Below are 22,725 nucleotides of genomic sequence, written 5' to 3'. Positions count from 1 at the left end.
CTTAAATGTTTCAGGATATACTCCACAAAAGCGTTTAAACTCTTCTGGATTCAAATTTTTTACTTTTTCGTAAGTCATGGTTTTTCTGAGTGTTTTACTTTATTGTACATAATCAGTTCCTATTTTTGCAGGAGGTCTATTAACCATTGAGATAGCAGCAATCTTCAAATCCATCGAACCCAAACGAGGGTAAGTTACCCGAAGCTCTTGAAAAACTTGACCGGCCTTTTCATCAAAGCCGACAATGGGAATCGTGCGATAATTAGCGAGGTGCTTTTCTAGCCTTCGATAGGCAACAACTTGGGTTTCAATCGAATTGGTCTTGGCTATGTAACTGAGCCATCCCCGCATTTGTTCTTCGTAGGTGATAATTGTGGTGGCAACTTCGCTGCTCGTAATAGCAGCCAGTTTTTTCAGCAATTGTTGTGCCGGTTGACCCCCGCGATCGAGAATAGTAATATGATCTGTGTCAAGGAGATACATTTGAGGGTTCGGATGCTTCCTCAGCTAATGGTTTTAGGGACTGACGGTACTCTTGACCAAACTGCATTGCCTCTTCGTAAACCGGATCTTCAGCAAAAGTGCCGACAATTTTTTCCCACCAGGGAGTTTCGCTGACAGTGGGTAGCAAACGCTTAAGCAGTGCTACTTCAGCTTCTAAAGCTGCTAGTCTTATCTCTAGATCAGTGGTTAACATGGTTGACATATCCTCCTATTCTGCTCTTGCTCAAAGGTTAGCTTTAAAACAAAAACTGCTAAATCCCAGCCAGAAGCCATAAGATGAACTGATGAAACCATACACAGCACTCCGGGTAAAATTACCGATGAAAGATTGTACACAATTCTGTCTTTAAGTCAAGTGGCTTTACAAAACTTTAAGCAATTTCTTGACAAAATTTAACCTTTTTTCTCATTTTTGAACCCTCACAAATTAATTATGCAAGAGGTTTAATCTACTATACACAACTAGGGATACTATGAGAACTAACACTGTCATTGATGACCAACTCATGGCTGATGCTCTTAAAGCTACTGGACTCTCCTATTCTTTGTGTGATAAATTTAACTTATATAGTAGTGATCGATCTTTGTGTCCTTTGTGTCTCTGTGGTTCGTTCCCCTCACTATTTATTGCCGGCAGTCTTCATTAACTATCTAGACCAAAAAAACCAGTCTTCCCTAATTTTTCGGGAAAACTGGCCAAGCTAATCTTGAGATTTTAACCAACGTTAGCGGTTTGTTTTTGGCTAAAAAATGCCGCTAAAACCTGTTGGGCAATCTGGGGACTGGTTAAACCCAAATCAGCGAAGGATTGCTCTGGTGTTGCGTGGTCCACTAATTTATCGGGAACCCCGAAACGTTTGACTGGAACTAGAATATTAGCATCCTGTAAAGCTTCCAAAACCGCAGAACCAAAACCACCCATCAAACAACCTTCTTCTAAAGTCACCACCTTACCAAGACGTTGGGCAAGGGGAAAGATAAGTTCTGTATCAAGGGGCTTGACAAAACGAGCATTAACCACTGTGGCTTCGATGCCGTATTCGCTGAGGATTTCGGCCACCTGTAGGGAAGTATTGACCATCGTGCCGTATCCTAACAGGAGAACATCATCGCCACTGCGGAGAATTTCGCCCTTACCGATGGGTAAAGCTTCCCAACCCTCTTCCATCAGGGGAACCCCTAAACCGTTGCCCCGGGGGTAACGCATGGCAATGGGGCCGCTGGTATGATTAATCCCCGTCACGACCATTCTTTGCAGTTCCGCCTCATCTTTCGGGGCCATAATGGTCATATTGGGGATACAACGCAGGTAGGCGATATCGTACATCCCTTGGTGGGTCGGTCCATCGGCCCCGACAATACCGGCCCGGTCCATACAAAAGAAAACCGGGAGATTTTGAATGCAGATATCATGAATAATCTGATCAAAAGCCCGCTGCAGGAAAGTAGAGTAAATGGTGACAACCGGGCGCATTCCTTCGCAAGCAAGACCACCGGCGAGGGTAACAGCGTGTTGTTCAGCAATTCCCACATCGATATACTGTTTCGGCAGTTTTGCCTGAAATTTATCTAATCCTGTCCCGGTAGCCATAGCGGCGGTGATACCGATAATGCGCGGGTCATTTTCCGCTAATTTGGTGAGAGTATGCCCGAAAACTTTGGAATAAGCCGGAGGTTTCGGTTTACTGGAGGGAATCGGTTTACCCGTGGCTAAATTAAAGGGATTTTGGGCATGATAACCCACTTGATCTTTTTCGGCCCATTCGTAGCCTTTGCCTTTAACGGTGGCAACGTGGACGAAAACCGGTCCTTGGACCTTATGGGCCTGTTTAAAAGTGGCGATTAATTCGGGAATATTATGACCATCAATCGGGCCAAAATATTTAAAGCCCAATTCTTCAATGACAGCGCCGACTTTGGGAACTGCTAACCGTTTCATCCCTTCTTTGACTCGTTCCATTTCGGGGGTGAGGGAGTCACCGAAGAAGGGTAGGTGTTTCAATTGTTCTTCGAGATTATCGGCGATAAACTGGACGGGTTCGCTCAGACGCACTTTATTGAGATAGCGGGAAATTGCCCCGACGTTGGGGGAAATGGACATCTCGTTATCGTTGAGGATAACCATGATGTTGGTGTTCGGTAAATGTCCGGCATGGTTAATCGCTTCTAGGGCCATACCCCCGGTTAAAGCGCCATCCCCGATGATCGATACTACCTTGAAATCTTCCCCCTTGGCATCCCGGGCTAAAGCCATTCCTAACCCCGCAGAAATGCTCGTGGAGGCGTGTCCAGCCCCAAAATGGTCAAATTTGCTCTCGCAACGTTTTAGATAGCCCGCAACGCCATTTTTTTGGCGCAGGGTGTGAAAATCGTTATAGCGACCGGTGAGGAGTTTGTGCGGATAAGCTTGGTGTCCCACGTCCCAAAGGACTTTATCGCGATCGAGATCGAGGGTTTGGTAAAGGGCGATCGTTAGTTCTACGACTCCTAACCCTGGTCCCAAATGTCCACCGGTAGCGGCGATCGTCTGGAGGTGTTTTTCGCGAATCTGACGGGCAATATCTTCTAATTGACGGAGTGATAAACCATGTAACTGGTTGGGATGAGTAATTTCACTTAGGTGCATATCGGCTTCTTTTTCAAAGTAGTTTATCCCTATACCAACTGTATAGGATTTTCAGTCTGAGATGAAGGAAAATCTAGGCTAATCTGGCCGCCGTGCGTAAAATTTGGCCGGCTAACATGGCAGCCCCAAAACCATTATCTATATTAACCACACCGATGCCGACCGCGCAGGAATTGAGCATAGTTAACAAAGGAGCAATACCGCCGAAACTGGTTCCGTAACCGATACTGGTGGGAACGGCGATCACCGGGCGATCGACTAATCCCGCTACCACACTTGGTAAGGCTCCTTCCATTCCCGCAACAACAATTAACACATCGGCGGCATCCAGTAGATGGCGATGATTCAAGAGGCGATGAATTCCCGCTACTCCCACATCCCAGAGACGCTGCACGGAAAAACCGCATAATTGAGCAGTAACCGCCGCCTCCTCCGCTACGGGAATATCGGCAGTTCCCGCCGTTAGGATGGAAATTATCCCTTTTGGGGGATTTTCTGGAGCGGATGCGGCAATGGCACAGATGCGGGCTAAGGGATAATAAACTAAGTCTGTTACCTGTTCCTGTAGCTGGACTGCTATCTCTGCTTCAATGCGGGTGGCCATAACCACGGGACTATTTTGACGCAAAACATGGATAATTTGGGCGATTTGAGCGGTGGTTTTACCCGGCCCCCAGATAACCTCCGGAAATCCCGTCCTTAATTGACGATGATGGTCAATTTTAGCGAAGTCTTCCACCGGTTCAAAGGCCAGATGTTTAAGTTTATCTAAGGCTGTCTCCGGGTTAATTTCTCCCCTGGCAACGGCGGTCAGCAGCGATCGCAAATCGGCAGCATGGAACATGGTCAGTTATCAGTTATCAGTTATCAGTTATCAGTGGGTAAGTTAACAGTTATCAGATTTGAGTTTTAAGTGAGCAGTATGTGTTAAGTGACCAGTATTAAATAGCAGTTTCTTGCCATCTTTTCACTGTTTACTGATCACTGTTTACTGCTCACTGTTTACTGCTCACTGATATTAGGAGGCCATGGTAGCTGCGGGACGGCGGCGGCGATAAGTACGATTGTTCGCTGGTTCCGTTACCGCCGCTTGCAGGAGGAAAATCACTAGAGGTTGACTCTTTAACTCCCGTTTGATTAAACGTTGCAAAGTCGTCTCGATTTCGGCCCGCAAACCGGCCCAATCCTGAACCCCCGTCGCAGTTTTAAATTCACTACTGCGATCGCTTAAACAGCGTTCGATCGCCCGAATAATTAACTGATTCAGCAGCGGGATTTCCACTTTTGTCACCACACCGCGCAAATTAATCTCTGGAGGTGCGCTTAATTGTCCCTCAGCGTTAACGAAGGCGGCGATCGTAATCACACCATCTTCGGCTAATTGTTGTCTTTCCTGCATAATGTGTTCGTGGACCACACCCGCTTGATCGACTAACTCGATTCCCGAAGGCACTGGCGCGCCGATGGCAATGCGATCGCCAGTTAACTCGATCGTGTCACCATTTTTGACAATTACCATATTTTCGGCGGGAATACCCATACTTTGGGCCATCTGAGCGTGTTTGACCAGCATTCGGTGTTCTCCATGCACTGGCACAAAAAACTTCGGCCGGGTCAAAGATAGCATCAATTTATGGTCTTCTTGGGAACCATGGCCAGAAACGTGAATTCCCTTATCGCGTCCGTAAACCACGTTAGCACCCTGCATCATCAGGCGATCAATTGTATTGACCACAGCGATCGTATTACCCGGAATCGGATTAGCGGAAAAGACAATCGTATCCCCCTGACGCACGCGAATATGAGGATGTTCACCCTTAGAAATCCGCGTCATGGCCGCTAAAGTTTCTCCCTGGGATCCTGTGGTTAAAATAACGATTTTTTCATCGGCTAAATTGCGGGTCGCTTTTAAGGGTTCAAATAGATCGTCGGGACATTTGATATACCCCAAATTACGCGCATGAGCGATGACATTTAACATCGATCGACCCACTACCACTACTTTCCGGTTAAATTTCTGGGCCAATTTCAACACCAGATTAATCCGATGCACCGAGGAAGCAAAGGTAGTGATCATAATCCGTCCCGTTGCTTGGTTAAAAACCCGCTCTAAACCGGGATAAACGGAAGCTTCCGAGGGAGTATAACCGGGTACTTCCGCGTTAGTGGAATCACTCAATAAACATAGCACCCCTTTCTCGCCATGTTCGGCAATTTTTTGCAGATCAAAAAACTCGCCATCGACGGGAGTATGGTCAATTTTAAAATCTCCTGTGTGAATAACTACCCCCAAAGGAGTGTGAATTGCTACACAAAAACTATCGGCGATCGAGTGGGTATTGCGGATATATTCCACCATGAAAGATTTACCTAAACGCACCATTTGCCGAGGAGCAACGGTTTCTAATTTAGTACGATTTACTAATCCTGCTTCTTCCAATTTATCCCGCAATAAAGCCATCGCTAGACGCGGACCGTAGATAATTGGTACATCAAATTGTTTGAGATGGTAGGGAATACCACCGATATGATCTTCGTGACCGTGGGTGACGATCATACCCTTAATTTTATGGCGATTTTCTCTTAGATAAGTCATATCGGGAAGCACTACATTGACCCCGTGCATATCATCGGAAGGAAAAGCTAAACCAGCATCCAGGAGAATAATCTCATCATCGTACTCAAAAACACAGGTGTTTTTGCCGATTTCGTGTAATCCTCCTAGGGGAATGATCTTTAGTTTTGCTTGGGTTTTATCTTGACTCATTAGGTATCCTTTGATGGTAAGTTATGGTGATTTTTCAGGTGGGTTTTGTGGACGGGAAATCTCAAAAAATGAATAGTTAGAATAAGTCGAACTAGGTAAACAACACCTAGTTAAATTCACTTAGTATCAATACTTTCTGGCTGTTCTAAACTATATTTCTTTTCTTCTAGTGAAGCTATTAATATTATAACCTACTTTCTCGAAAAATCCCAGTTTAGTGGGCAAGAATTTCTAGTATTTTTCTAGATTAAAGCCAATTCTTGCATGATTTTTGCTAATCCTTCTTCTAACTCTGGACTTAAGGAACATAAAGGAAGTCTTAGACCCCCCACTTCCCAACCGACTAGATTTAAGGCCGCTTTAATTGGAATTGGATTAGTGGCACAGAATAAACCTTTAAACAGGGGAAATAATTTCAAATTAATCTCGATCGCTTTGGCCGCATCTCCAGTTAAGAAAGCTTGAATCATTCCTTGAATTTCTTCTCCCACTAGATGACTAGCAACACTGACCACTCCCACCGCACCACAGGTCATTAGGGGTAAGGTGAGAAAATCATCGCCGGAATAAATAGCGAAATTTTCAGGAGTATGACAGTAAATCTTACAGGTTTGTTCTAAATTACCACTAGCTTCTTTTACCGCCACAATATTATCAACTGCTGCCAGTTTAATAATCGTTTCTGGGGTCATATTTTGACCAGTACGACCGGGGATATTATAAAGCATTACTGGCAGATCGGGACAAGCTTTGGCAATGGCGCGAAAATGCTCATATAAACCCTCTTGGGGTGGTTTATTGTAGTAGGGAACCACTTGTAAAGAACCATCTAAACCCAGTTTAGCAGCCTGTTGGGTCGCTTCGATCGCTTCGGAAGTGGAATTAGAACCCGTCCCCGCGATCACTTTTCCCCGACCATTAACCGCTTTTTTGACAATACTAAATAGTTCGTATTCTTCCTGCCAACTTAGGGTGGGTGATTCTCCCGTCGTCCCACAGACCACTATACCATCGCTACCGTGAGTAACTAGATAATCGGCCAATTTTTCCACCATCCCATAATTAACTTGACCCTCGACGGTGAAGGGTGTCACCATCGCCGTAATTACTCGTCCAAAATATGTTTCACTCATTGATCAGTTATCAGTTATCAGTTATCAGTTATCAGCTTCTCAAGGCAAGAGGCAACAGAAAGAATCTAGCAATCCTCCTACCTAAAAAGAAGGTTATCAACTTAAGTACATTGAAGCTTTTAGCTTAACAAATTAGGTTTTAGATTCGGTCTTTGTTATCAGTTTTTGAGCGATCAGCAATCAGCTTTAAGACTTGATTTATCCGATTAATTAGCGATTTTTCTAGTTATCATTGCCTTGATCTAGCTGATGGCTGATAGCTTAATTATCAAACTGTTGCTAATCTTGAACCGACGAGATTTTTCTTAACTAAAAGTTCGGCAATTTGTACAGCATTTAAAGCCGCACCCTTGCGAATTTGATCGCCGCATAGCCACAATTCCAGACCGTTAGGATGGGAGATATCTTGACGAATGCGTCCCACTAATACTTCATCGCGACCGGTAGCATCAATTGGCATGGGAAAATAGTTAGCGTCCCAATCTTCCACTAATTTTACCCCCGGAGCAGACTCAAGAATTTCTCTGGCTTTCAGCACAGAAAAAGGCCGACTAAATTCTAGGTTAACCGATTCCGAATGAGCCCGCAGGACGGGAACCCTCACACAGGTGGCGCTAACCCGCAGCTCTGGACAAGCAAAAATCTTGCGGGTTTCGTTGACCATTTTCATTTCTTCCTCGCAGTACCCTTGACCATTAATCGGGGTATTGTGGGGAAAAAGATTAAAAGCGAGGGGATAGGGGAAGGAATTAGTGGGGGGTTGCCGATTGTCAAGAATTGCTTGTGCTTGCTGTTTTACCTCCTCCATTGCTCGCGCTCCAGCACCACTAGCGGACTGATAAGTAGAAACTACTACTCGCTCGATCGCCTGTACTTGGTGGAGAGGCCAGATCGCCACTCCTAAAAGAATTGTCGTACAGTTGGGATTAGCGATAATGCCCCGGTGATTGTCCACACTGTCGGGATTGATTTCTGGGACAACCAGAGGCACTTCGGGATTCATGCGAAAAGCGCTGGAGTTATCGATAATCGTCGCACCCGACTCGACAATAGTTTTCGCCCAAGCTTTCGAGGTGGACCCCCCCGCAGAAGCGAGAACAATATCCACGTCCTGAAAAGAGCGCTCGTTTACCGCTTCGATTAGGAGACTTTCGCCCCGAAAATCGAGGGTTTTTCCAGCAGAACGCTCAGAAGCCAGTAATTTTAGACTAGCAAGAGGGAAATGACGACTAGCTAATAACTCTAGCAATTCCGTTCCCACGGCCCCAGTGGCCCCTAAAATAGCGACCCGTACTTTTTGACTCAAATTGTGTGACCTCCTGACGAGTTGGGTGATGATGATGATCCGAAGAAATCGTTAAAATAAAAAATCTTTTTTGTCCACCGAGTTATTCTCAAGCTTGGATTGATCGGCTTTTGATCAGCAAAATTTTCTGATTGGGCTTAACTGCCCCAAGGACGGAATAAATTAAATATACCCCATTGACCGCTAAAATAAAAAGATTGTGAGAGCTTGGGGAACAACTGCAGCTATTCCCCTAGAATATCATGAGCGGGACGGATCCACCGCAGGCGTAAACACCGCTCACCCTATTATAAACGTTCCTTGTCGTAAGAGCTAGAAAAATCAATGAAAGTTATTCAGGAAAAGCTTCCTGCCAGTCAGATAGGTTTAGAAATTGAAATTCCCGCCGAAACTACGAAAAACACCCACGAGAAAGTGGTAAATAATTTAGCGAAGTCGGCCAATATACCCGGTTTTCGCCCCGGCAAGGTTCCCCGTCAGATTCTTCTGCAAAGATTGGGTTCTAAAGCTGTAAAAGCGGCGGTAATTGAGGAATTAATCGAAAATTGTCTCGAATCTGCCCTAAAACAGGAGGGGATCGAGTCCCTGGGTACTCCGCAGCTATTGTCTAAGTTTGAGGATTTGATCGCTGCCTATGAACCGGGTAAAGCTTTGACTTTTTCAGTTTCCGTGGATGTGGCCCCGACAATTATTCTCGGAGATTACGAAAATCTGAGCGTTACTGCCGAAGAAACCGTTTATGATCCCGAATCCGTGGAAAATTGGTTTAAAGAGCGTCAAGAACAGTTAGCGACATTGGTTCCCGTGGAAGATCGCGGGGCGCAGCTAGGAGATGTGGCGATTGTTGATTATCGGGGAAAATCCGCCGAAACTGGCGAAGATATCCCAGATATTGACGGCGAAGATCTGCGGGTGGATATGGAAGCAGGACGCTTTATCGAGGGGATGGTGGAAGGAATCATCGGCATGAAACCGGAAGAAGTCAAAGAGATGACTTTAACTTTCCCAGAAGATTATCCCAAAGAGGATGTGGCAGCAAAAGCGGTAATTTTTACCATTACGATGAAAGAGTTAAAGGCAAAGGAATTACCAGAGCTTGACGACGATTTTGCCCAAGAAGTCAGCGATCAGGAGACAATCGCCGAATTAAGAGCAAGTTTAGAGAAACGCTTCCAAGAACAAGCGGAGAAGGAAACCAAAGAAAGCATTTATGACGCTTTAACCAAGGAATTAGTTAAGGGTGCGACTTTAGATTTACCGGAGACGCTGATCGAAAAGGAAGTGACGCATATTTTGACCCAAAGCTTCATGGAATTTCAACAAATGGGGCTAGATGTCAACCAGTTGTTTACAAAAGATAATATTCCCAAAATGCGGGAAAGCACCCGTCCCGATGCGATCGAAAGTCTAAAAGAGACTCTCGTGGTGCAAGAATTGGCTAAAGTCGCAGGCATTGAAGTCAGTCCCGAAGCGGTAACGGAAAAAATCGCCAAAATCATGGCGCAATTGTCCGATCGCGACATAGATAGGCAGCGTCTGGAACAGGTGATCACCGAAGAAATGCTGGCGGAAAACACCCTAGAATGGCTGAAAGAAAAGGCTACTATCACCCTCGTCCCCAAAGGTTCCCTAGAGGAAGAAACAAGCGAGGATGAGGAAACAGAAGAAACCTTCGCATTCACCGAAGTGGAAGTGTTGGCAGCCGAGGAAGAACCGTAAGGAGTTAGCAGTCGTGTTGGGGTGTTGGGGTTTTAGGGTATTGGTTGAATTCCCCCATTCCCCCATTCCCTGATAACTCAGCAATTCTAAATTTGCGCTGTAGCAAGGGTTTCAGGTTTTAGTTCACGTAATACGGGGTAAAATTCAACGGGATTAACAAGTTCATTTTACGAGTCTTCAGGCTTTTAGGCATGATAGTACACTCAGAATTGCCCCAAAAACCCCCTTTTAAATGTTCTTTAAATCCCTAAAAGGCTTGCTGTGTCTAAAACTGATAACTGATAACTGATAACTGATAACTGATAACTGATAACTGATCACTGATTCCTGCCAACCGGGGAAAACTTAGGGCATAATAGATGGACAGAAGTGCTAAAGATGCTTAACATTTGCCAGTCAAAGCTCCACAGCCAAGCAAAAACCCTAAGATTGTGATAGCGGAACCGAAAAAATTATGCTCGAATCGAGATCACCTGACTACCCAATTACCAGTAATTGTCGCCCTGCTATCTACGCCAACACGGGGAGAAACTCCCTAGCTAACGTTTTACCCGTGGTAATCGAACAGTCTGGCATGGGTGAACGGGCTTTTGATATCTATTCTCGACTCCTGCGCGAGAGAATTGTCTTTTTGGGAACTCCCGTCGATGATCAGGTCGCTGATTCGATCGTCGCCCAACTCCTCTACTTGGAGGCAGAAGATCCCGAAAAAGATATCCAACTTTATATAAACTCCCCCGGTGGTTCCGTTTATGCCGGACTAGCTATCTACGACACCATGCAACAAATTCGCCCCGACGTGGCGACAATTTGTTTCGGTTTAGCCGCTAGTATGGGAGCATTCCTGCTTTGTGGCGGCGCAGCAGGTAAACGGATGTCCCTACCCAGTAGCCGGATCATGATTCACCAACCCCTCGGCGGCGCCCAAGGTCAAGCTAGTGATATCGCCATCCAGGCCAAAGAGATCCTCTATATTAAACAGAGACTCAACACCATGCTGGCTCACCACACCGGTCAACCCTACGATCGCATCGCCAACGACACCGAACGGGACTTTTTCATGTCGGCCGTCGAAGCCAAAGAATATGGGTTAATCGATCTGGTGATTTCCCGTCCCGAACTGCCCGATCCTACCGTTCCCGTTACTTCCCTGTAAATAAACTATGTCTAAGTACGACTCCCACCTCAAGTGTTCATTTTGCGGCAAATCCCAGGAACAAGTGCGAAAATTAATCGCCGGGCCGGGGGTCTATATCTGTGACGAGTGTGTGGAACTGTGTAACGAAATTCTCGATGAGGAATTGATGGAACCGCCCAGTCCGGTCGCCCCAGTGGAGGAACGTCCCAACAAACGGCGATCGGGCCAAAACAAAACCACTTGGGAACAAATTCCCAAACCAAGAGAGATTAAAAAACACCTCGATGACTACGTTATTGGTCAAAATGAGGCGAAAAAAGTGCTTTCGGTGGCCGTTTATAACCATTACAAACGCCTCAAAGATATCCAAACCCAAAAAGCCGGTGGCGGTAGTCCAGAAGATAGCATCGAACTGCAAAAATCCAATATTCTGTTAATTGGTCCCACAGGATCGGGAAAAACCCTTCTAGCTCAAACTCTGGCTAAAATCCTCGATGTACCTTTTGCTGTCGCTGATGCCACCACTTTAACCGAGGCCGGTTATGTGGGGGAAGATGTGGAAAATATTCTCTTGCGTCTGTTACAAGTGGCAGATTTAGACGTGGAAGAAGCGCAGCGGGGCATTATCTACATCGATGAAATCGATAAAATTGCCCGTAAGAGCGAAAATACCTCGATTACCCGGGATGTGTCCGGAGAAGGGGTACAGCAAGCTTTACTGAAAATGTTAGAGGGAACGATCGCCAATGTTCCCCCCCAAGGCGGCCGCAAACACCCCTATCAGGATTGTATTCAGATTGACACCAGCAATATCCTGTTTATCTGCGGTGGGGCGTTTGTCGGTTTAGATAAGGTGATCGATCAGCGTCTCGGTAAAAAATCCATGGGCTTTATTCAACCGGGAGATGGCCAAGCTAGTAAGGATAAGGTAGCGGCAGGGTTATTAAAACAAATGACTCCCGATGATTTAGTCAAATTTGGCATGATTCCGGAGTTTGTCGGTCGGATTCCCGTCCTAGCTGCGCTTTCACCCCTGGATGAGGAAGCTTTAATCGCTATCCTGACGCAACCCCGCAACGCTTTGGTGAAACAGTATCAAAAACTGTTGAAGATGGACAATGTACAGTTAGAGTTTAAATCTGATGCCGTCCTAGCGATCGCCCAAGAGGCCTATCGTCGCAAAACCGGGGCCCGGGCCCTACGGGGTATTGTCGAGGAATTAATGCTCGATGTCATGTACGAATTGCCCTCGCGCAAAGACGTGAAACGATGTTTAATCACCCGCGAAATGGTGGAAAAACGTTCCACGGCAGATCTATTGGTTCATCCTTCCTCTCTACCCAGTCAAGAATCCGCTTAAGGGGAAAAATCGAGGTTAACCATGCTCAATACCGTTCCCGCAATTGTCAAAGAAGGCCGGATCGAACTCCTCGAATCCGTGCCGATTCCAGAGGGTACTAGGGTTTTAGTCACCCTCATCCCGGAGGAGACAAACTCGGATTTCTGGCAAAAAGTCAGCGAAACTGCTCTCGCTAAGATTTGGGATAATCTGGAAGACGACATCTATCATGAAAACTCAAATAATCGATAAAACAGTCACTGTCCGAGGTGTTCCCCACTATTACGAGTGGATTCGGGAGTCGGAATCTGCCCAGAAAAAGCCGGTGATGGTGTTTATTCATGGTTGGGGAGGATCGGGACGTTATTGGCGATCAACAGCTGCGGCAATTTGCGATCGCTTTGATTGTTTATTGTACGATATGCGGGGTTTTGGTCGGTCTAAATTGCCGGAAAAATCCCCCGAGCTTTCCTACGATTTAGAAGAATATGCCCTTGATTTGGCCTTGTTTTTAGATAGTTTGGAAATTGAAAAAGTCTATCTTAATAGTCACTCTATGGGGGCATCGGTGGCGACTTTTTTTATTACTATGTACCCCGAAAGAGTGGTCAAAGCAGTTTTAACCTGTAATGGCATTTTTGAGTATAATAAAGCGGCTTTTGCTGCCTTTCATAAATTCGGTAAGTATGTGGTACAGTTTCGTTATGATTGGTTTTTAAAAGTACCTTTTGCCGATCGATTATTTATGGCGAGATTTTTGCATCGATCGATCCCAAAATCAGAAAGAATTGCTTTTTTAGAAGATTTTTTGGCGGCGGATTACGATGCCGCTCTAGGCACAATTTATACATCTGTGAGTAAAAAGGCAGTGGAAATTATGCCGGGTAAATTTGCCGAGATTAAAGTACCAACTCTTTTAGTATCAGGGGAAAAAGACATTATTATCCCCGCCAAAATGGGCAAAATGGCGGCGGATTTGAATAATAATATCCAGTATGTGGAGATGGCTAATACTGCTCATTTCCCCATGTTAGAAGATGCCCCTACTTATCTACAAAAATTGCAAGATTTTTTGGAAATTAATTAGAATGCCAAAAGGTCAGGAAAAACGCCCCAAGGCCACACCAATCAGGATAGCAACCCCAAAAAAGAGACGATACCAGACAAAAACCCAGGTACTCTGTTTTTTGAGATAATCTAATAACCAAGCGATCGAAAGATAGGAAAATATCGCCGAGGAAATTACCCCAATACCCAGGGGAATTAATTCACTGGTGTTAATCTGGTCGAGAACGCCTTTAAATTCCACTAAACCGGCTAAAGCTATCGCCGGAATCCCCAACAGAAAGGAAAATCGCGCCGCTACGGCCCTTTCTAAACCCATGAATAACCCGGCAGTTAAGGTGGACCCAGAACGAGATACCCCCGGTATTAGGGCTAAAGCTTGGGCTAATCCCATTAAAACCCCGTCTTTTTGTCGCAAAGTCTCGAAACTGCGTTTATGTTTCCCGATTTTTTCGGACGTACCTAAGAGTAAAGACATGACTATGGAGGCACTGGCGATCGCTGTCATGCTTCTCAGGGGGGAGTTATCTAAATCGGGAATGAAAAGTTTCATTAACAAACCGAAGAAAACGATCGGAATTGTGCCTAGGATAATCCCCACGGCTAAACGAAAATCCTGGGAACGATAATCGGAACTAGCCACCGCTTTCACCATTCCCGTGGATATTTGCCTTAAATCCTGCCAAAAATAGGACAATACCGCCGCAATACTGCCCAATTGAATCACTGCTGTATAGGTGACACCGGGATCTCCCCAACCCAAAAAGACGGGAATCGCTTTTAGATGAGCGGTACTGCTAATCGGCAAAAATTCCGTCACTCCCTGCACAAATCCCAAAAAAATTGCCTGTAACCAGTTAATTTTTGCCAGAGGTATGGTGCTAGTGGTTGATTGGGCAATGACGGCGGGTGTAATCGCCAAAATCACCGTTATTATCGCTAGTCCTAGCCATTTATAGCTTTTTTTCAGTAAGGAAAACATCATTTTTCAGTAAAAAAAGGGGTTGGGTGTGGGGTGTGGGGAAATTAACTAATCAATATTACTGCCTTTTGTCTATTTCCCATTCCCCTATCTCCTGATTTAAGTATAAATACTTGTTGACAACTCATAGTCGTTATGAGTACACTTAATTTAGACAAACTCGAAATGAGTACGACTTAGTAATTAGGAGTTGAAGATTATGCTACCAAACCGAGAAGGACAGAGAGTTCCCGATGTCACCTTTCCCGTGCGTCAAAATAATCAATGGGTGAACATCACCAGCAAGGAATTATTCAAAGGAAAAACCGTTGTTCTTTTTGCCTTACCCGGGGCATTCACTCCCACCTGTTCCACCTCCCATTTACCCGGATATAACGAATTAGCCCCAGTTTTTCGGGAAAATGGCGTAGATGCTATTGTTTGCTTGTCGGTGAATGATACCTTTGTCATGAACGAGTGGGCAAAGGACCAAGAATGTGATAATGTCGTCTTAATTCCCGACGGTAACGGCGAATTTAGCGCAGGAATGGGGATGTTAGTCGATAAAGCTGACTTAGGTTTCGGTAAACGTTCTTGGCGCTATTCGATGCTAGTCAAAGATGGTGTTATCGAGAAAATGTTCATCGAACCAGAAGAACCGGGAGATCCTTTCAAAGTCTCCGATGCAGAAACGATGTTACACTACATCAACCCAGAAGCCAAAAAACCGCCTTTAGTCTCTCTTTTCTCGAAAGTGGGCTGTCCCTACTGCCTCCGGGCCAAGAAAATGTTAGAAGAAAAAGGGCTACAATACGAAGAAATTATCCTCGGACGCGATGCCACCAGTCGTTCTCTGCGGGCCATGAGTGGTAATACCACCACCCCACAAGTCTTCATTAACGGCCAATTAATTGGCGGTTCGGAAGAATTAGCGGCTTATTTAGGAGCTTAATTAATTAAGCTATCAGCTGTCAGCTTCTGATTTTTCAATTAATTAGGCATTTTTCGGCTCTCTTATTCTCTGTGTGATAAGTTTAACTTATATAGGAGCGATCAATCTTTGTGTCCTTTGTGTCTTTGTGGTTCGTTCCACTCGCTCGCCCGCAGGACTGTATCTTAGAATACATTTTACCCACCAAACCGAAGAGAGCCATTTTTCTAGTTATCAACACTATTATCTAGCTGACGGCTGACGGCTGAGGGCGATGTTAATCGATTCTTAAAGGGGATATGTATAGCTTGAGCTTAATTGTAGGATCAAAATCAGTCCCCTCTACACGGACACAAGTGAGAAAATTATCGAGTATTCTGTTAACTGATCAAGGAGAAAGATTATGGTAGCCATTCCAGTCAAAACCAAAACCACGGGACAATACTACTCCACCCGCATCGATTTAGCATTAGATATCCGCAAAGCTATTGTTGAAATCCTAAGCCAAACCCTTGCCGCTAGTTTAGACCTAAAAACTCAGGTTAAACAAGCCCACTGGAATGTAAAAGGTTTAAATTTCTACCAATTGCATAGCCTCTTCGACGAAATGGCCACGGAATTAGAAGGCTATGGGGACATGGTAGCAGAACGGATTACCGCTTTAGGTGGAACCGCTTTGGGAACAGCACGCATCGCTGCCGCTAACTCGATTCTGCCGGAATATCCGGCTGATATCGTCGATGGTAGTGAACATCTCGTTGCTTTAGCCGAACGTTATGCATTATACGCTTCCCATCTTCGTTCTGCTATTGATACTACTGGCAATCAAGGGGATGCCGACACAGCAGATCTCTATACGGAAATCTCCCGGGACATCGATAAACGTCTCTGGTTCCTAGAAGCGCATCTGATTAAATCGGAAGATGTTATCGGTTAAATATAGATAAATTTGGGGTGTGTTAACGTAGCTTAATACACCTTAAATTCTCGTAATCGGTAAACGTAGCCAATCACTTATAGTCATTTCAATTAAAATTGAGAATATCAATCCCAGAGTTCATAAGGGTTTTGAAGAATTTTGTCGGTCTAGACTGTATCAGACTTATCTGAAATGACTATAACTACTATAGTTGAAACCCGATTAAATTTTCGATCGCCTTGACCAAATCTTGATTAGTCCAATTCTGGTACAGATAAGCAGCGATCGCACATCCCCCCGCACCGACTCCTTCCTTGACGAAACCCTGTTCATAAGCTTGCAAAACCGGGTATTTAGAGGCGGAAAAGTTTAATTGTGTGGCTAATAGGGGTATTTTTCCGATCAGGCTGGCTAATCCCACCGTATCCCCTGTTCTATCTTCCGCTACCCAACGAGTTGTGCCGACGATGATATTTTCCCAGTTAACCGGATAGGCATATTTAGTCACTAGAGCTTGAATTAGGGCAGAAACGGCTAACATTTGGGTTCCTCCGGCGAGAAGTACCCCACCCTGCCCACTGGCGGCGATGGCCATGCCAGCGACGAAAATCTGCTGAGGATCGCCTAGGGCGGCGATTACCTCAAAAGGATCAAAAATTTCTTTTCCGGCTAATCCCTGCTCAACTATTGCCTGTTTCTGAGCATGATTGCACTGGGGATGGCTGCTGTTAACTTTGCCGTTGGCTCGATAACCCAATCCGGTGAGGATGGCGAGGGCGGTGGTGGTGCCACCGACCACACACTCGCCGATAATTAGATAACTAGACTGGCGGGCTAGTTTTTCGCCCCAGGTTAATCCTTGGGCGAACAGGTGTTTTACTATGGGGAGATCTAGAGCGCGGCCGGTGGAGAGACAACGGGCCGGTTGTCCCCCCAGTTCGATATAATCGACGGCCGGGGGCAAGGGTAAACCGGCGTTAAAAACGAGGACGGGAATGGCTAATTTTTCCACCACGGCGCGGGTAATATAGGCAGGAGAGGCTCCCACCGTTAGGGGGGGTAAGGGATAACGGGGATGGGGTGAAACTCCTTTAACGATAAATTCGGCATCGGCGATCGCTGTATATTTTCTATCTTCCGGGGTGGCGCCGGCGGTGGAGATTCCAGGGATTAATCCCGTCTCGGTAAATCCCAAAACTAGGGCAAATATCGGACAAGATTTTTGATGGCGCTCTAACCAATTTTGCCCCCGTTCGATTTCCGTGTAAATTTTAATCATCTGTTGATTTTGTCCTCTTACTTATCACTATTTCCCTCTCTCCATGAGATGATCTTTGATTTCAACATATTTAGAAAATAAGTTATCAATACTAGCCAGTTTTGCCCCGTATGCTAAGGCTGTAGCCATAATAATACGGTCAAAAGGATCTTTGTGAATGGGAGATAAATTAACGGCTCTAATGGCAATTTCGGGGGTAATTGAAAATATATCTATTTTAGCTACTGTTAAAGCTTGTTGAATCCACTCTTGAAGGGGATAACTTAATTCTAATCTCCCCCGTTGGTTAGCAAGGGCTATTTCATAGCAAGAAATGGGGGAAACTCCGAGAGATTCTGCTAACTCAAATTTTTCTAGCCAATGCTCGGGAAATCTGTCAAAATTGCCATTTATTAACCACAACCAAATATGATTATCAAGCACAATTACTTCAGACATTCCCAATCTTCTTCATCTACAATAGGACTGACCATATCACCTAGTATTTTAGCTTTACCCACCATATTCTCAACTGGAAAATGACGTTTGAATAAGGATGGTTTTTCTTCTAATAAGTTGTTTTTGCTGGCGGTGAAATTTTTAATTAATTGATAAAGTTCATCTAGTTGTTCTTCAGGTAAATTATCAATTGCTGTTTGAATAAGTTCTTTAACAGTCATAGTTTTACTCTCTATTTTCTGAACTTGAGTTATACTATAACACAACGGTTCCTTCAATAAAGGGACTCATCTTGAGATTTTACCTAAAATACAGCAGACTAAAAAGACTCATTTAAACCGTTTATTCTTAGATTAGCGGAATCTCCCCTAATGCAAGAGTGCCTCGTCTCAAAAAGTAATTTAAACACTTAACAGCTTATGTCTCTCCTGTCTTCTGCAATTATCGATACTTGGCGACGTTTTTACCGAGATCCCTTGGCAGTAATAGGAGCGATCGCATTAATGATAATTATTTTTGCTGTCCTATTCGGTCCGATTTTCTATCGAGTTCCTATCGATACCATTGATTTTAGTCAAACCACTGCTCCCCCTAGTTTAAAACATCTTTTCGGCACTAATGATCTGGGACAGGATCAATTGGCGAGGATTTTGGTGGGGGGTCGAATTTCCCTGGCGGTGGGGATTGCTGCTATGATAGTCGCGATGATTCTGGGGACAGCGATCGGGGCTATTTCTGGGTTTTACGGGGGGGCGATCGATGGCTTATTGATGCGATTAACGGATTTATTTCTATCTTTGCCCCAATTACCCTTACTTTTGCTGATTGTCTATCTATTTCGCGATAGTATCAAGAAAATCGCCGGACCGGAAACGGGTATTTTTATCCTCGTGGTTTTGGTGATCGGGGGTTTAAATTGGATGTCGGTGGCCAGATTGGTGCGGGGAAATTTCTTAAAATTACGAGAGATGGAGTTTATCTCGGCTGCGATTGCTTTGGGGGCCACTCCTTTCCGTTTAATCTGGGTGCATTTATTACCTAACGTTTTGGGAATGATAATCGTGGCGGCCACTTTAGCCGTGGGTAATGCGATTATTACCGAGTCAACCCTGAGTTTTTTGGGTTTGGGTTTCCCCCCCGATGTGCCGACTTGGGGACAAATGTTATTTAAAGCTAAAGATTACTTGACAACTGCCCCCCATTTGGTCATTTTTCCCGCTCTGGCTATCGTGATCACGGTGTTAAGTATTAATTTTATCGGTGATGGTTTACGCGATGTCTTCGATCCTCATGTTTGAGGAACTGTGGAACTGGATAATTGCCGAAAAGTACCCAGAACCTCTATGATGATCAGTAACGATGGCGAGGAAATAAATACTGTGAGTAGCGTAACTGTCATTAGCGATCAGAAGTTTGACCAAGAGGTTTTTGAGGTCGAAAAACCCGTTTTAGTCTATTTTTGGGCGAGTTGGTGCGGTCCGTGTCGTCTGGTATCCCCCTCGATCGATTGGGTGGCCAAAACCTACGGCGAACGGCTAAAAGTAGTTAAACTAGAGGTGGACCCTAACCCCAACTCGGTGGCTAAATGTGATGTGAAAGGTGTTCCCGCTTTACGCATCTTTAAAGATAAAAAACTTATTGCCACTCATGAAGGGGCGATCGGCAAACCACAATTACAATCTTTTATCGATACCTATGTCAACTAATTAGGTATCTGTGGTTATGAATAACTTAACCCTAGCACACCGCTTACAGGCACTCCAATCCAACGTTTTTGCCGATATGGATCGGGCAAAAGCTGCCAGTAGAGAAGCGGGTAATACCATTATCGATCTTTCGCTCGGTTCCTCCGATCTTGGGGCTGCTCCCCATGTTATCGATGCTATAGAGCGATCTCTCCACGATCCTCACACCCACGGCTATTTACTCCATAATGGGACCAGAGACTTCCGAATAACTGCCGCTAACTGGTATAGCGATCGCTTTGGTGTTCCCATCGATCCAGAAACGGAGGTTTTACCCCTAATTGGTTCTCAGGAAGGCACGGCCCATCTACCTTTGGCCCTTCTCAACCCCGGGGATTTTGCCCTGCTTCTCGATCCGGGTTATCCCTCCCATTTGGGCGGTGTTGCCCTTGCTGGCGGTCAAATCTACGGAATGCCAATTTTGGCAAAAAATGACTTTCTGCCGGTTTTAGAGGACATTCCTGAGCTAGTGCTGGCACAATCGAAGCTGATGGTCTTGAGTTATCCCCATAATCCCACTACAGCGATCGCACATTTGGCATTTTTTCAAAAAGCGGTTGATTTTTGCCGTCAGCATAATTTAGTTTTAATCCACGATTTTCCCTATCTAGACATCTTTTTTGCGGGAACATCGCCCCCCCCGTCAATTTTACAGGCCGATCGAGCTAAAACTAATTCGATCGAGTTTTTTACCTTTTCCAAGTCCTATAATATGGGCGGTTTTCGCATCGGTTTCGCCATTGGCAACCCGCAGTTAATTATGGCTTTGCGACAGATTAAAGCCATGGTTGATTTTAATCAGTATTTGGGCATTCTCAACGGTGCGATCGCTGCTTTAACTGGTAATCAAGATTCGGTCAAAGAAACCGTCGCTATCTTCCAAAAACGCCGGGATGTGTTTATTAATGCCCTAAATCGCATCGGTTGGCCGGTTGCCACTCCGGCCGCTACTATGTACGTTTGGGCGAAAATTCCCCCCAGTTGGCCGGGTAATTCCGTCGATTTTTGTCGGCAATTGGTGGCCCAAACTGGTGTCGCTGTTTCCCCCGGGTCCGGTTTTGGTAAGGGTGGTGAGGGGTATGTGCGTTTTGCCTTAGTTCACGATCCCGATATTCTAGAGGCTGCCGTGGAGAAAATTGGGGCTTTTTTGGGATAAAACCGATATTCTAAGCAGTGGTTATGCTGCAATGGATAACTTTCGCCTTGTTGCTTCTGATATTTCGGGTGATATTGGTAATGTGTCCACTCCCGAACCTTCTGGTATTATCGGATTAGGCATACTAGATGGTGGTTTAGTGGTGCGTGGCCTCGCTAAACGTCGTTAATCGGTGTGGGGTGGGGAGATGAGCCAAAATTTTGCTAATTTCCCACCCTTTGCGGTTATTAAAGCTTTAATTGCGCTGCTGCCTTTGTAATTGCTCGATCGCGTCGGGGGATAAATCGGTAAATTGGGCGATTTCTGGGATAGGAAAGCCAGCAGATAGCATTTTCAGGGCAATTTGTCGAGCTTTTTCCTCGCCTTCTCGCCGTCCCTTTTCCTCGCCTTCCTCTAAAATATCTTGATAGATGACGGACTCTCTCATAATGTCACTCCGAAGAATTTTTTTAATCGTCTCTCGATTGTAATTCCTCGATAGTTGCCGGGGATAAATCGGTAAATTGGGCGATTTCTGGGATAGAAAAGCCAGCAGATAGCATTTTTAGGGCAATTTGTCGAGCTTTTTCTTCTTTACCCTTTTGTAGTCCCTTTTCCTCCCCCTCTCGCCGTCCTTTTTGTAGTCCTTTTTCCTCGCCTTCCTCTCTGCCTTCCTCTAAAATATCTTGATAGATGACGGATTCTCTCATAATGTCACTCCGAAGGATTTTTTTAATCGTCTCTCGATTTAATACTAACCCAGCGAGAATACTGGTAGCGGCAGCGAGATTGCTTTGCACCTGTTTTTCGGGGATAGTTTCTAAAGAACGGGACACCAGACTCAACACCTGTTCGGGGTCATCGGTATTGCTGAGTACGGCAAAGGGTAATAAACCGGGATGATGGAAAAATTGTGGTGTCTTTTCTTCCCAAAGACGGATGACTTGGAAAGAATGAAAGGTTTCCCCCAGACGGAAGGTATTTTCTTGTACTAGGGGGGAATCACTGCGTCGCAGATAAATTACCACTTGACGCACTTGTTTTTGGGGATGACGACGATAGACGCGAATCCGATAATCGAGCATTCGGAAGGGAATTTTGGAGTCGGGGTCGGTTTGAAATTCGGTATGGAGAATCAATTCCTCTGACTGCAAAAAAATCAGAGAATCGGCACGAATGGGGTCTAATTGTAATTCCGTCGGGTCGAGGACGGTTAAGGAGAGGGGAGAACCCAATAACCAAGTGGCTAAATCATCGGAGAAGTTTTCGGCAATAAATTTACAAATATTATCAAACATCGTGAGCGTTTTGTCTTTGTAATTGCTCGATAGTTGCGGGGGATAAATCGGTAAATTGGGCGATTTCTGGGATAGAAAAGCCAGCATATAGCATTTTTAGGGCAATTTGTCGAGCTTTTTCCTCTTTGCCTTCCTCTTTGCCTTCCTCTCGGCCTTCCTCTAAAGCTTCTTGATAGACTTTAGTTTCCCTTAAATCACTTAAACTAAACATTTTTTCTATCTCCTTACGGTTTAATTTGGGCAATTTATAAATGAGAATTGTCTCAATTAATTCTAGAATGTCCTGTCTTTTTAAAGACTCCTGGAATTGTTGTCTAACTTGTTGAATCAGTTCTTTTCCCTGTGCTAAGGTGTTTGGTTCCGATTCTACAATTAATTGTAACACTTTTACCCCCAGAGAATCCCCCTCATCTAACTGATTC

General features: G+C 45.0%; 26 protein-coding genes. 12 read left to right on the top strand and 14 right to left on the bottom strand.

The genetic code is table 11. The features are described from left to right. Positions 1-99 precede the first annotated feature (99 nt). Positions 100-483 carry a type II toxin-antitoxin system VapC family toxin gene (locus O9323_RS12465; RefSeq protein WP_288125203.1) on the bottom strand — a complete coding sequence of 128 codons (384 nt, stop codon included), beginning with the start codon at positions 481-483 and terminating at the stop codon, positions 100-102. Further along, positions 470-697 (bottom strand): hypothetical protein, encoded by a 228-nt coding sequence (locus O9323_RS12460; protein WP_016516281.1) that lies wholly within the window; start codon positions 695-697, stop codon positions 470-472. The genes O9323_RS12465 and O9323_RS12460 overlap by 14 nt, the downstream gene beginning before the upstream one ends. A 280-nt stretch (positions 698-977) precedes the next feature. On the opposite strand from O9323_RS12460, the gene O9323_RS22660 reads away from it, so the two are divergent. Beyond that, positions 978-1,151 (top strand): type II toxin-antitoxin system VapB family antitoxin, encoded by a 174-nt coding sequence (locus O9323_RS22660; RefSeq protein ID WP_103111850.1) that lies wholly within the window; start codon positions 978-980, stop codon positions 1,149-1,151. A gap of 68 nt (positions 1,152-1,219) precedes the next feature. Here the strand turns inward: O9323_RS22660 and dxs are convergent, their stop codons facing one another. From dxs to O9323_RS12435, 5 genes are all read right to left on the bottom strand, one after another. Then, complete coding sequence (dxs, locus tag O9323_RS12455) at positions 1,220-3,130, bottom strand: 1-deoxy-D-xylulose-5-phosphate synthase (protein ID WP_288125202.1); 1,911 nt, start codon at positions 3,128-3,130, stop codon at positions 1,220-1,222. A 73-nt stretch (positions 3,131-3,203) separates the two neighbouring features. Continuing rightward, positions 3,204-3,974 (bottom strand): nickel pincer cofactor biosynthesis protein LarB, encoded by a 771-nt coding sequence (gene larB, locus O9323_RS12450; RefSeq protein ID WP_002752163.1) that lies wholly within the window; start codon positions 3,972-3,974, stop codon positions 3,204-3,206. A 174-nt stretch (positions 3,975-4,148) separates the two neighbouring features. Further along, complete coding sequence (locus O9323_RS12445; RefSeq protein WP_288125201.1) at positions 4,149-5,897, bottom strand: ribonuclease J; 1,749 nt, start codon at positions 5,895-5,897, stop codon at positions 4,149-4,151. 242 nt (positions 5,898-6,139) lie between these two features. Beyond that, positions 6,140-7,030, bottom strand: coding sequence for a 4-hydroxy-tetrahydrodipicolinate synthase (gene dapA / locus O9323_RS12440; protein WP_002752161.1), 891 nt, complete (start codon positions 7,028-7,030; stop codon positions 6,140-6,142). 268 nt (positions 7,031-7,298) lie between these two features. Beyond that, the gene (locus O9323_RS12435; RefSeq protein ID WP_149107332.1) at positions 7,299-8,336 is read right to left on the bottom strand and encodes an aspartate-semialdehyde dehydrogenase; all 1,038 of its coding nucleotides are present in this window, start codon (positions 8,334-8,336) and stop codon (positions 7,299-7,301) included. A 324-nt stretch (positions 8,337-8,660) separates the two neighbouring features. Between O9323_RS12435 and tig the strand changes: the two genes are divergently transcribed. From tig to O9323_RS12410, 5 genes are all read left to right on the top strand, one after another. Then, on the top strand, positions 8,661-10,055 hold the full coding sequence (tig, locus tag O9323_RS12430; RefSeq protein WP_288125200.1) for a trigger factor: 1,395 nt from the start codon (positions 8,661-8,663) through the stop codon (positions 10,053-10,055). Positions 10,056-10,509: 454 nt separating this feature from the next. Then, a complete protein-coding gene (gene clpP, locus O9323_RS12425) occupies positions 10,510-11,211 on the top strand; it encodes an ATP-dependent Clp endopeptidase proteolytic subunit ClpP (RefSeq protein ID WP_002736918.1) in 702 nt (233 codons plus the stop codon). 7 nt (positions 11,212-11,218) lie between these two features. Then, the gene (clpX, locus tag O9323_RS12420; RefSeq protein WP_002752154.1) at positions 11,219-12,553 is read left to right on the top strand and encodes an ATP-dependent protease ATP-binding subunit ClpX; all 1,335 of its coding nucleotides are present in this window, start codon (positions 11,219-11,221) and stop codon (positions 12,551-12,553) included. 21 nt (positions 12,554-12,574) lie between these two features. Further along, positions 12,575-12,784, top strand: a complete 210-nt coding sequence (locus tag O9323_RS12415) for a hypothetical protein (protein ID WP_002752152.1) — start codon at positions 12,575-12,577, stop codon at positions 12,782-12,784. Further along, positions 12,762-13,619, top strand: a complete 858-nt coding sequence (locus O9323_RS12410; protein ID WP_002752149.1) for an alpha/beta fold hydrolase — start codon at positions 12,762-12,764, stop codon at positions 13,617-13,619. Before O9323_RS12415 ends, O9323_RS12410 begins: the two co-directional genes overlap by 23 nt. A gap of 12 nt (positions 13,620-13,631) precedes the next feature. Here O9323_RS12410 and O9323_RS12405 read toward each other — a convergent pair whose 3' ends face one another. After that, positions 13,632-14,582, bottom strand: coding sequence for an undecaprenyl-diphosphate phosphatase (locus O9323_RS12405; RefSeq protein ID WP_002752147.1), 951 nt, complete (start codon positions 14,580-14,582; stop codon positions 13,632-13,634). Between the two features lie 196 nt (positions 14,583-14,778). On the opposite strand from O9323_RS12405, the gene O9323_RS12400 reads away from it, so the two are divergent. After that, entirely contained in the window at positions 14,779-15,510 is a 732-nt protein-coding gene (locus tag O9323_RS12400; protein WP_002752145.1) for a glutathione peroxidase, read from the top strand. Between the two features lie 382 nt (positions 15,511-15,892). Further along, on the top strand, positions 15,893-16,426 hold the full coding sequence (dps, locus tag O9323_RS12395) for a DNA starvation/stationary phase protection protein Dps (RefSeq protein ID WP_002752142.1): 534 nt from the start codon (positions 15,893-15,895) through the stop codon (positions 16,424-16,426). 187 nt (positions 16,427-16,613) lie between these two features. Here the strand turns inward: dps and cobT are convergent, their stop codons facing one another. The 3 genes from cobT to O9323_RS12380 are packed head-to-tail and all read right to left on the bottom strand — an operon-like array spanning position 16,614 to position 18,346. Then, positions 16,614-17,687, bottom strand: coding sequence for a nicotinate mononucleotide-dependent phosphoribosyltransferase CobT (gene cobT / locus O9323_RS12390; RefSeq protein WP_002752139.1), 1,074 nt, complete (start codon positions 17,685-17,687; stop codon positions 16,614-16,616). Between the two features lie 27 nt (positions 17,688-17,714). Continuing rightward, positions 17,715-18,125, bottom strand: coding sequence for a type II toxin-antitoxin system VapC family toxin (locus tag O9323_RS12385; protein ID WP_002752137.1), 411 nt, complete (start codon positions 18,123-18,125; stop codon positions 17,715-17,717). Further along, positions 18,113-18,346, bottom strand: a complete 234-nt coding sequence (locus O9323_RS12380; protein WP_002739069.1) for a hypothetical protein — start codon at positions 18,344-18,346, stop codon at positions 18,113-18,115. The genes O9323_RS12385 and O9323_RS12380 overlap by 13 nt, the downstream gene beginning before the upstream one ends. A gap of 198 nt (positions 18,347-18,544) precedes the next feature. On the opposite strand from O9323_RS12380, the gene O9323_RS12375 reads away from it, so the two are divergent. From O9323_RS12375 to O9323_RS12360, 4 genes are read left to right on the top strand one after another with little or no spacing between them, the layout of a single operon-like run. After that, a complete protein-coding gene (locus tag O9323_RS12375; protein WP_002752135.1) occupies positions 18,545-19,423 on the top strand; it encodes an ABC transporter permease in 879 nt (292 codons plus the stop codon). 45 nt (positions 19,424-19,468) lie between these two features. Further along, positions 19,469-19,831, top strand: coding sequence for a thioredoxin family protein (locus O9323_RS12370; RefSeq protein WP_002752133.1), 363 nt, complete (start codon positions 19,469-19,471; stop codon positions 19,829-19,831). Positions 19,832-19,847: 16 nt separating this feature from the next. Further along, positions 19,848-21,026, top strand: coding sequence for an LL-diaminopimelate aminotransferase (locus O9323_RS12365; RefSeq protein WP_002752132.1), 1,179 nt, complete (start codon positions 19,848-19,850; stop codon positions 21,024-21,026). Between the two features lie 31 nt (positions 21,027-21,057). Continuing rightward, entirely contained in the window at positions 21,058-21,195 is a 138-nt protein-coding gene (locus tag O9323_RS12360) for a hypothetical protein (protein WP_002752129.1), read from the top strand. 66 nt (positions 21,196-21,261) lie between these two features. Here O9323_RS12360 and O9323_RS12355 read toward each other — a convergent pair whose 3' ends face one another. The 3 genes from O9323_RS12355 to O9323_RS12345 form a co-directional block, all read right to left on the bottom strand. Then, entirely contained in the window at positions 21,262-21,453 is a 192-nt protein-coding gene (locus O9323_RS12355; protein WP_002752126.1) for an Rpn/YhgA-type helix-turn-helix domain-containing protein, read from the bottom strand. A 22-nt stretch (positions 21,454-21,475) separates the two neighbouring features. After that, entirely contained in the window at positions 21,476-22,303 is an 828-nt protein-coding gene (locus tag O9323_RS12350) for an Rpn family recombination-promoting nuclease/putative transposase (RefSeq protein ID WP_149106437.1), read from the bottom strand. Next, a partial coding sequence (locus O9323_RS12345; protein ID WP_288125199.1) for a DUF2887 domain-containing protein occupies positions 22,296-22,725 on the bottom strand: 430 nt, incomplete at its 5' end. The genes O9323_RS12345 and O9323_RS12350, both read right to left, overlap by 8 nt.

The sequence above is a fragment of the Microcystis sp. LE19-131.1A genome, assembly GCF_027532015.1.
Taxonomy (GTDB): Bacteria; Cyanobacteriota; Cyanobacteriia; order Cyanobacteriales; family Microcystaceae; genus Microcystis; species Microcystis ichthyoblabe_A.
This window is presented reverse-complemented; position numbering and strand designations above follow the sequence as displayed.

What these genes read in the sequence shown, in the direction of transcription:
- O9323_RS12400 (WP_002752145.1), top strand. Translation starts at nt 14,779, where the DNA reads ATGCTACCAAACCGAGAAGGACAGAGAGTTCCCGATGTCACCTTTCCC.
- O9323_RS12415 (WP_002752152.1), top strand. Translation starts at nt 12,575, where the DNA reads ATGCTCAATACCGTTCCCGCAATTGTCAAAGAAGGCCGGATCGAACTC.
- O9323_RS12370 (WP_002752133.1), top strand. Translation starts at nt 19,469, where the DNA reads ATGATGATCAGTAACGATGGCGAGGAAATAAATACTGTGAGTAGCGTA.
- O9323_RS12445 (WP_288125201.1), bottom strand. Translation starts at nt 5,897, where the DNA reads ATGAGTCAAGATAAAACCCAAGCAAAACTAAAGATCATTCCCCTAGGA.
- O9323_RS12405 (WP_002752147.1), bottom strand. Translation starts at nt 14,582, where the DNA reads ATGATGTTTTCCTTACTGAAAAAAAGCTATAAATGGCTAGGACTAGCG.
- clpX (WP_002752154.1), top strand. Translation starts at nt 11,219, where the DNA reads ATGTCTAAGTACGACTCCCACCTCAAGTGTTCATTTTGCGGCAAATCC.
- clpP (WP_002736918.1), top strand. Translation starts at nt 10,510, where the DNA reads ATGCTCGAATCGAGATCACCTGACTACCCAATTACCAGTAATTGTCGC.
- O9323_RS12465 (WP_288125203.1), bottom strand. Translation starts at nt 483, where the DNA reads ATGTATCTCCTTGACACAGATCATATTACTATTCTCGATCGCGGGGGT.
- O9323_RS12460 (WP_016516281.1), bottom strand. Translation starts at nt 697, where the DNA reads ATGTTAACCACTGATCTAGAGATAAGACTAGCAGCTTTAGAAGCTGAA.
- larB (WP_002752163.1), bottom strand. Translation starts at nt 3,974, where the DNA reads ATGTTCCATGCTGCCGATTTGCGATCGCTGCTGACCGCCGTTGCCAGG.
- dxs (WP_288125202.1), bottom strand. Translation starts at nt 3,130, where the DNA reads ATGCACCTAAGTGAAATTACTCATCCCAACCAGTTACATGGTTTATCA.
- O9323_RS12410 (WP_002752149.1), top strand. Translation starts at nt 12,762, where the DNA reads ATGAAAACTCAAATAATCGATAAAACAGTCACTGTCCGAGGTGTTCCC.
- O9323_RS12360 (WP_002752129.1), top strand. Translation starts at nt 21,058, where the DNA reads ATGGATAACTTTCGCCTTGTTGCTTCTGATATTTCGGGTGATATTGGT.
- O9323_RS12355 (WP_002752126.1), bottom strand. Translation starts at nt 21,453, where the DNA reads ATGAGAGAGTCCGTCATCTATCAAGATATTTTAGAGGAAGGCGAGGAA.
- cobT (WP_002752139.1), bottom strand. Translation starts at nt 17,687, where the DNA reads ATGATTAAAATTTACACGGAAATCGAACGGGGGCAAAATTGGTTAGAG.
- O9323_RS22660 (WP_103111850.1), top strand. Translation starts at nt 978, where the DNA reads ATGAGAACTAACACTGTCATTGATGACCAACTCATGGCTGATGCTCTT.
- O9323_RS12365 (WP_002752132.1), top strand. Translation starts at nt 19,848, where the DNA reads ATGAATAACTTAACCCTAGCACACCGCTTACAGGCACTCCAATCCAAC.
- O9323_RS12385 (WP_002752137.1), bottom strand. Translation starts at nt 18,125, where the DNA reads ATGTCTGAAGTAATTGTGCTTGATAATCATATTTGGTTGTGGTTAATA.
- O9323_RS12380 (WP_002739069.1), bottom strand. Translation starts at nt 18,346, where the DNA reads ATGACTGTTAAAGAACTTATTCAAACAGCAATTGATAATTTACCTGAA.
- tig (WP_288125200.1), top strand. Translation starts at nt 8,661, where the DNA reads ATGAAAGTTATTCAGGAAAAGCTTCCTGCCAGTCAGATAGGTTTAGAA.
- dapA (WP_002752161.1), bottom strand. Translation starts at nt 7,030, where the DNA reads ATGAGTGAAACATATTTTGGACGAGTAATTACGGCGATGGTGACACCC.
- O9323_RS12375 (WP_002752135.1), top strand. Translation starts at nt 18,545, where the DNA reads ATGTCTCTCCTGTCTTCTGCAATTATCGATACTTGGCGACGTTTTTAC.
- O9323_RS12350 (WP_149106437.1), bottom strand. Translation starts at nt 22,303, where the DNA reads ATGTTTGATAATATTTGTAAATTTATTGCCGAAAACTTCTCCGATGAT.
- dps (WP_002752142.1), top strand. Translation starts at nt 15,893, where the DNA reads ATGGTAGCCATTCCAGTCAAAACCAAAACCACGGGACAATACTACTCC.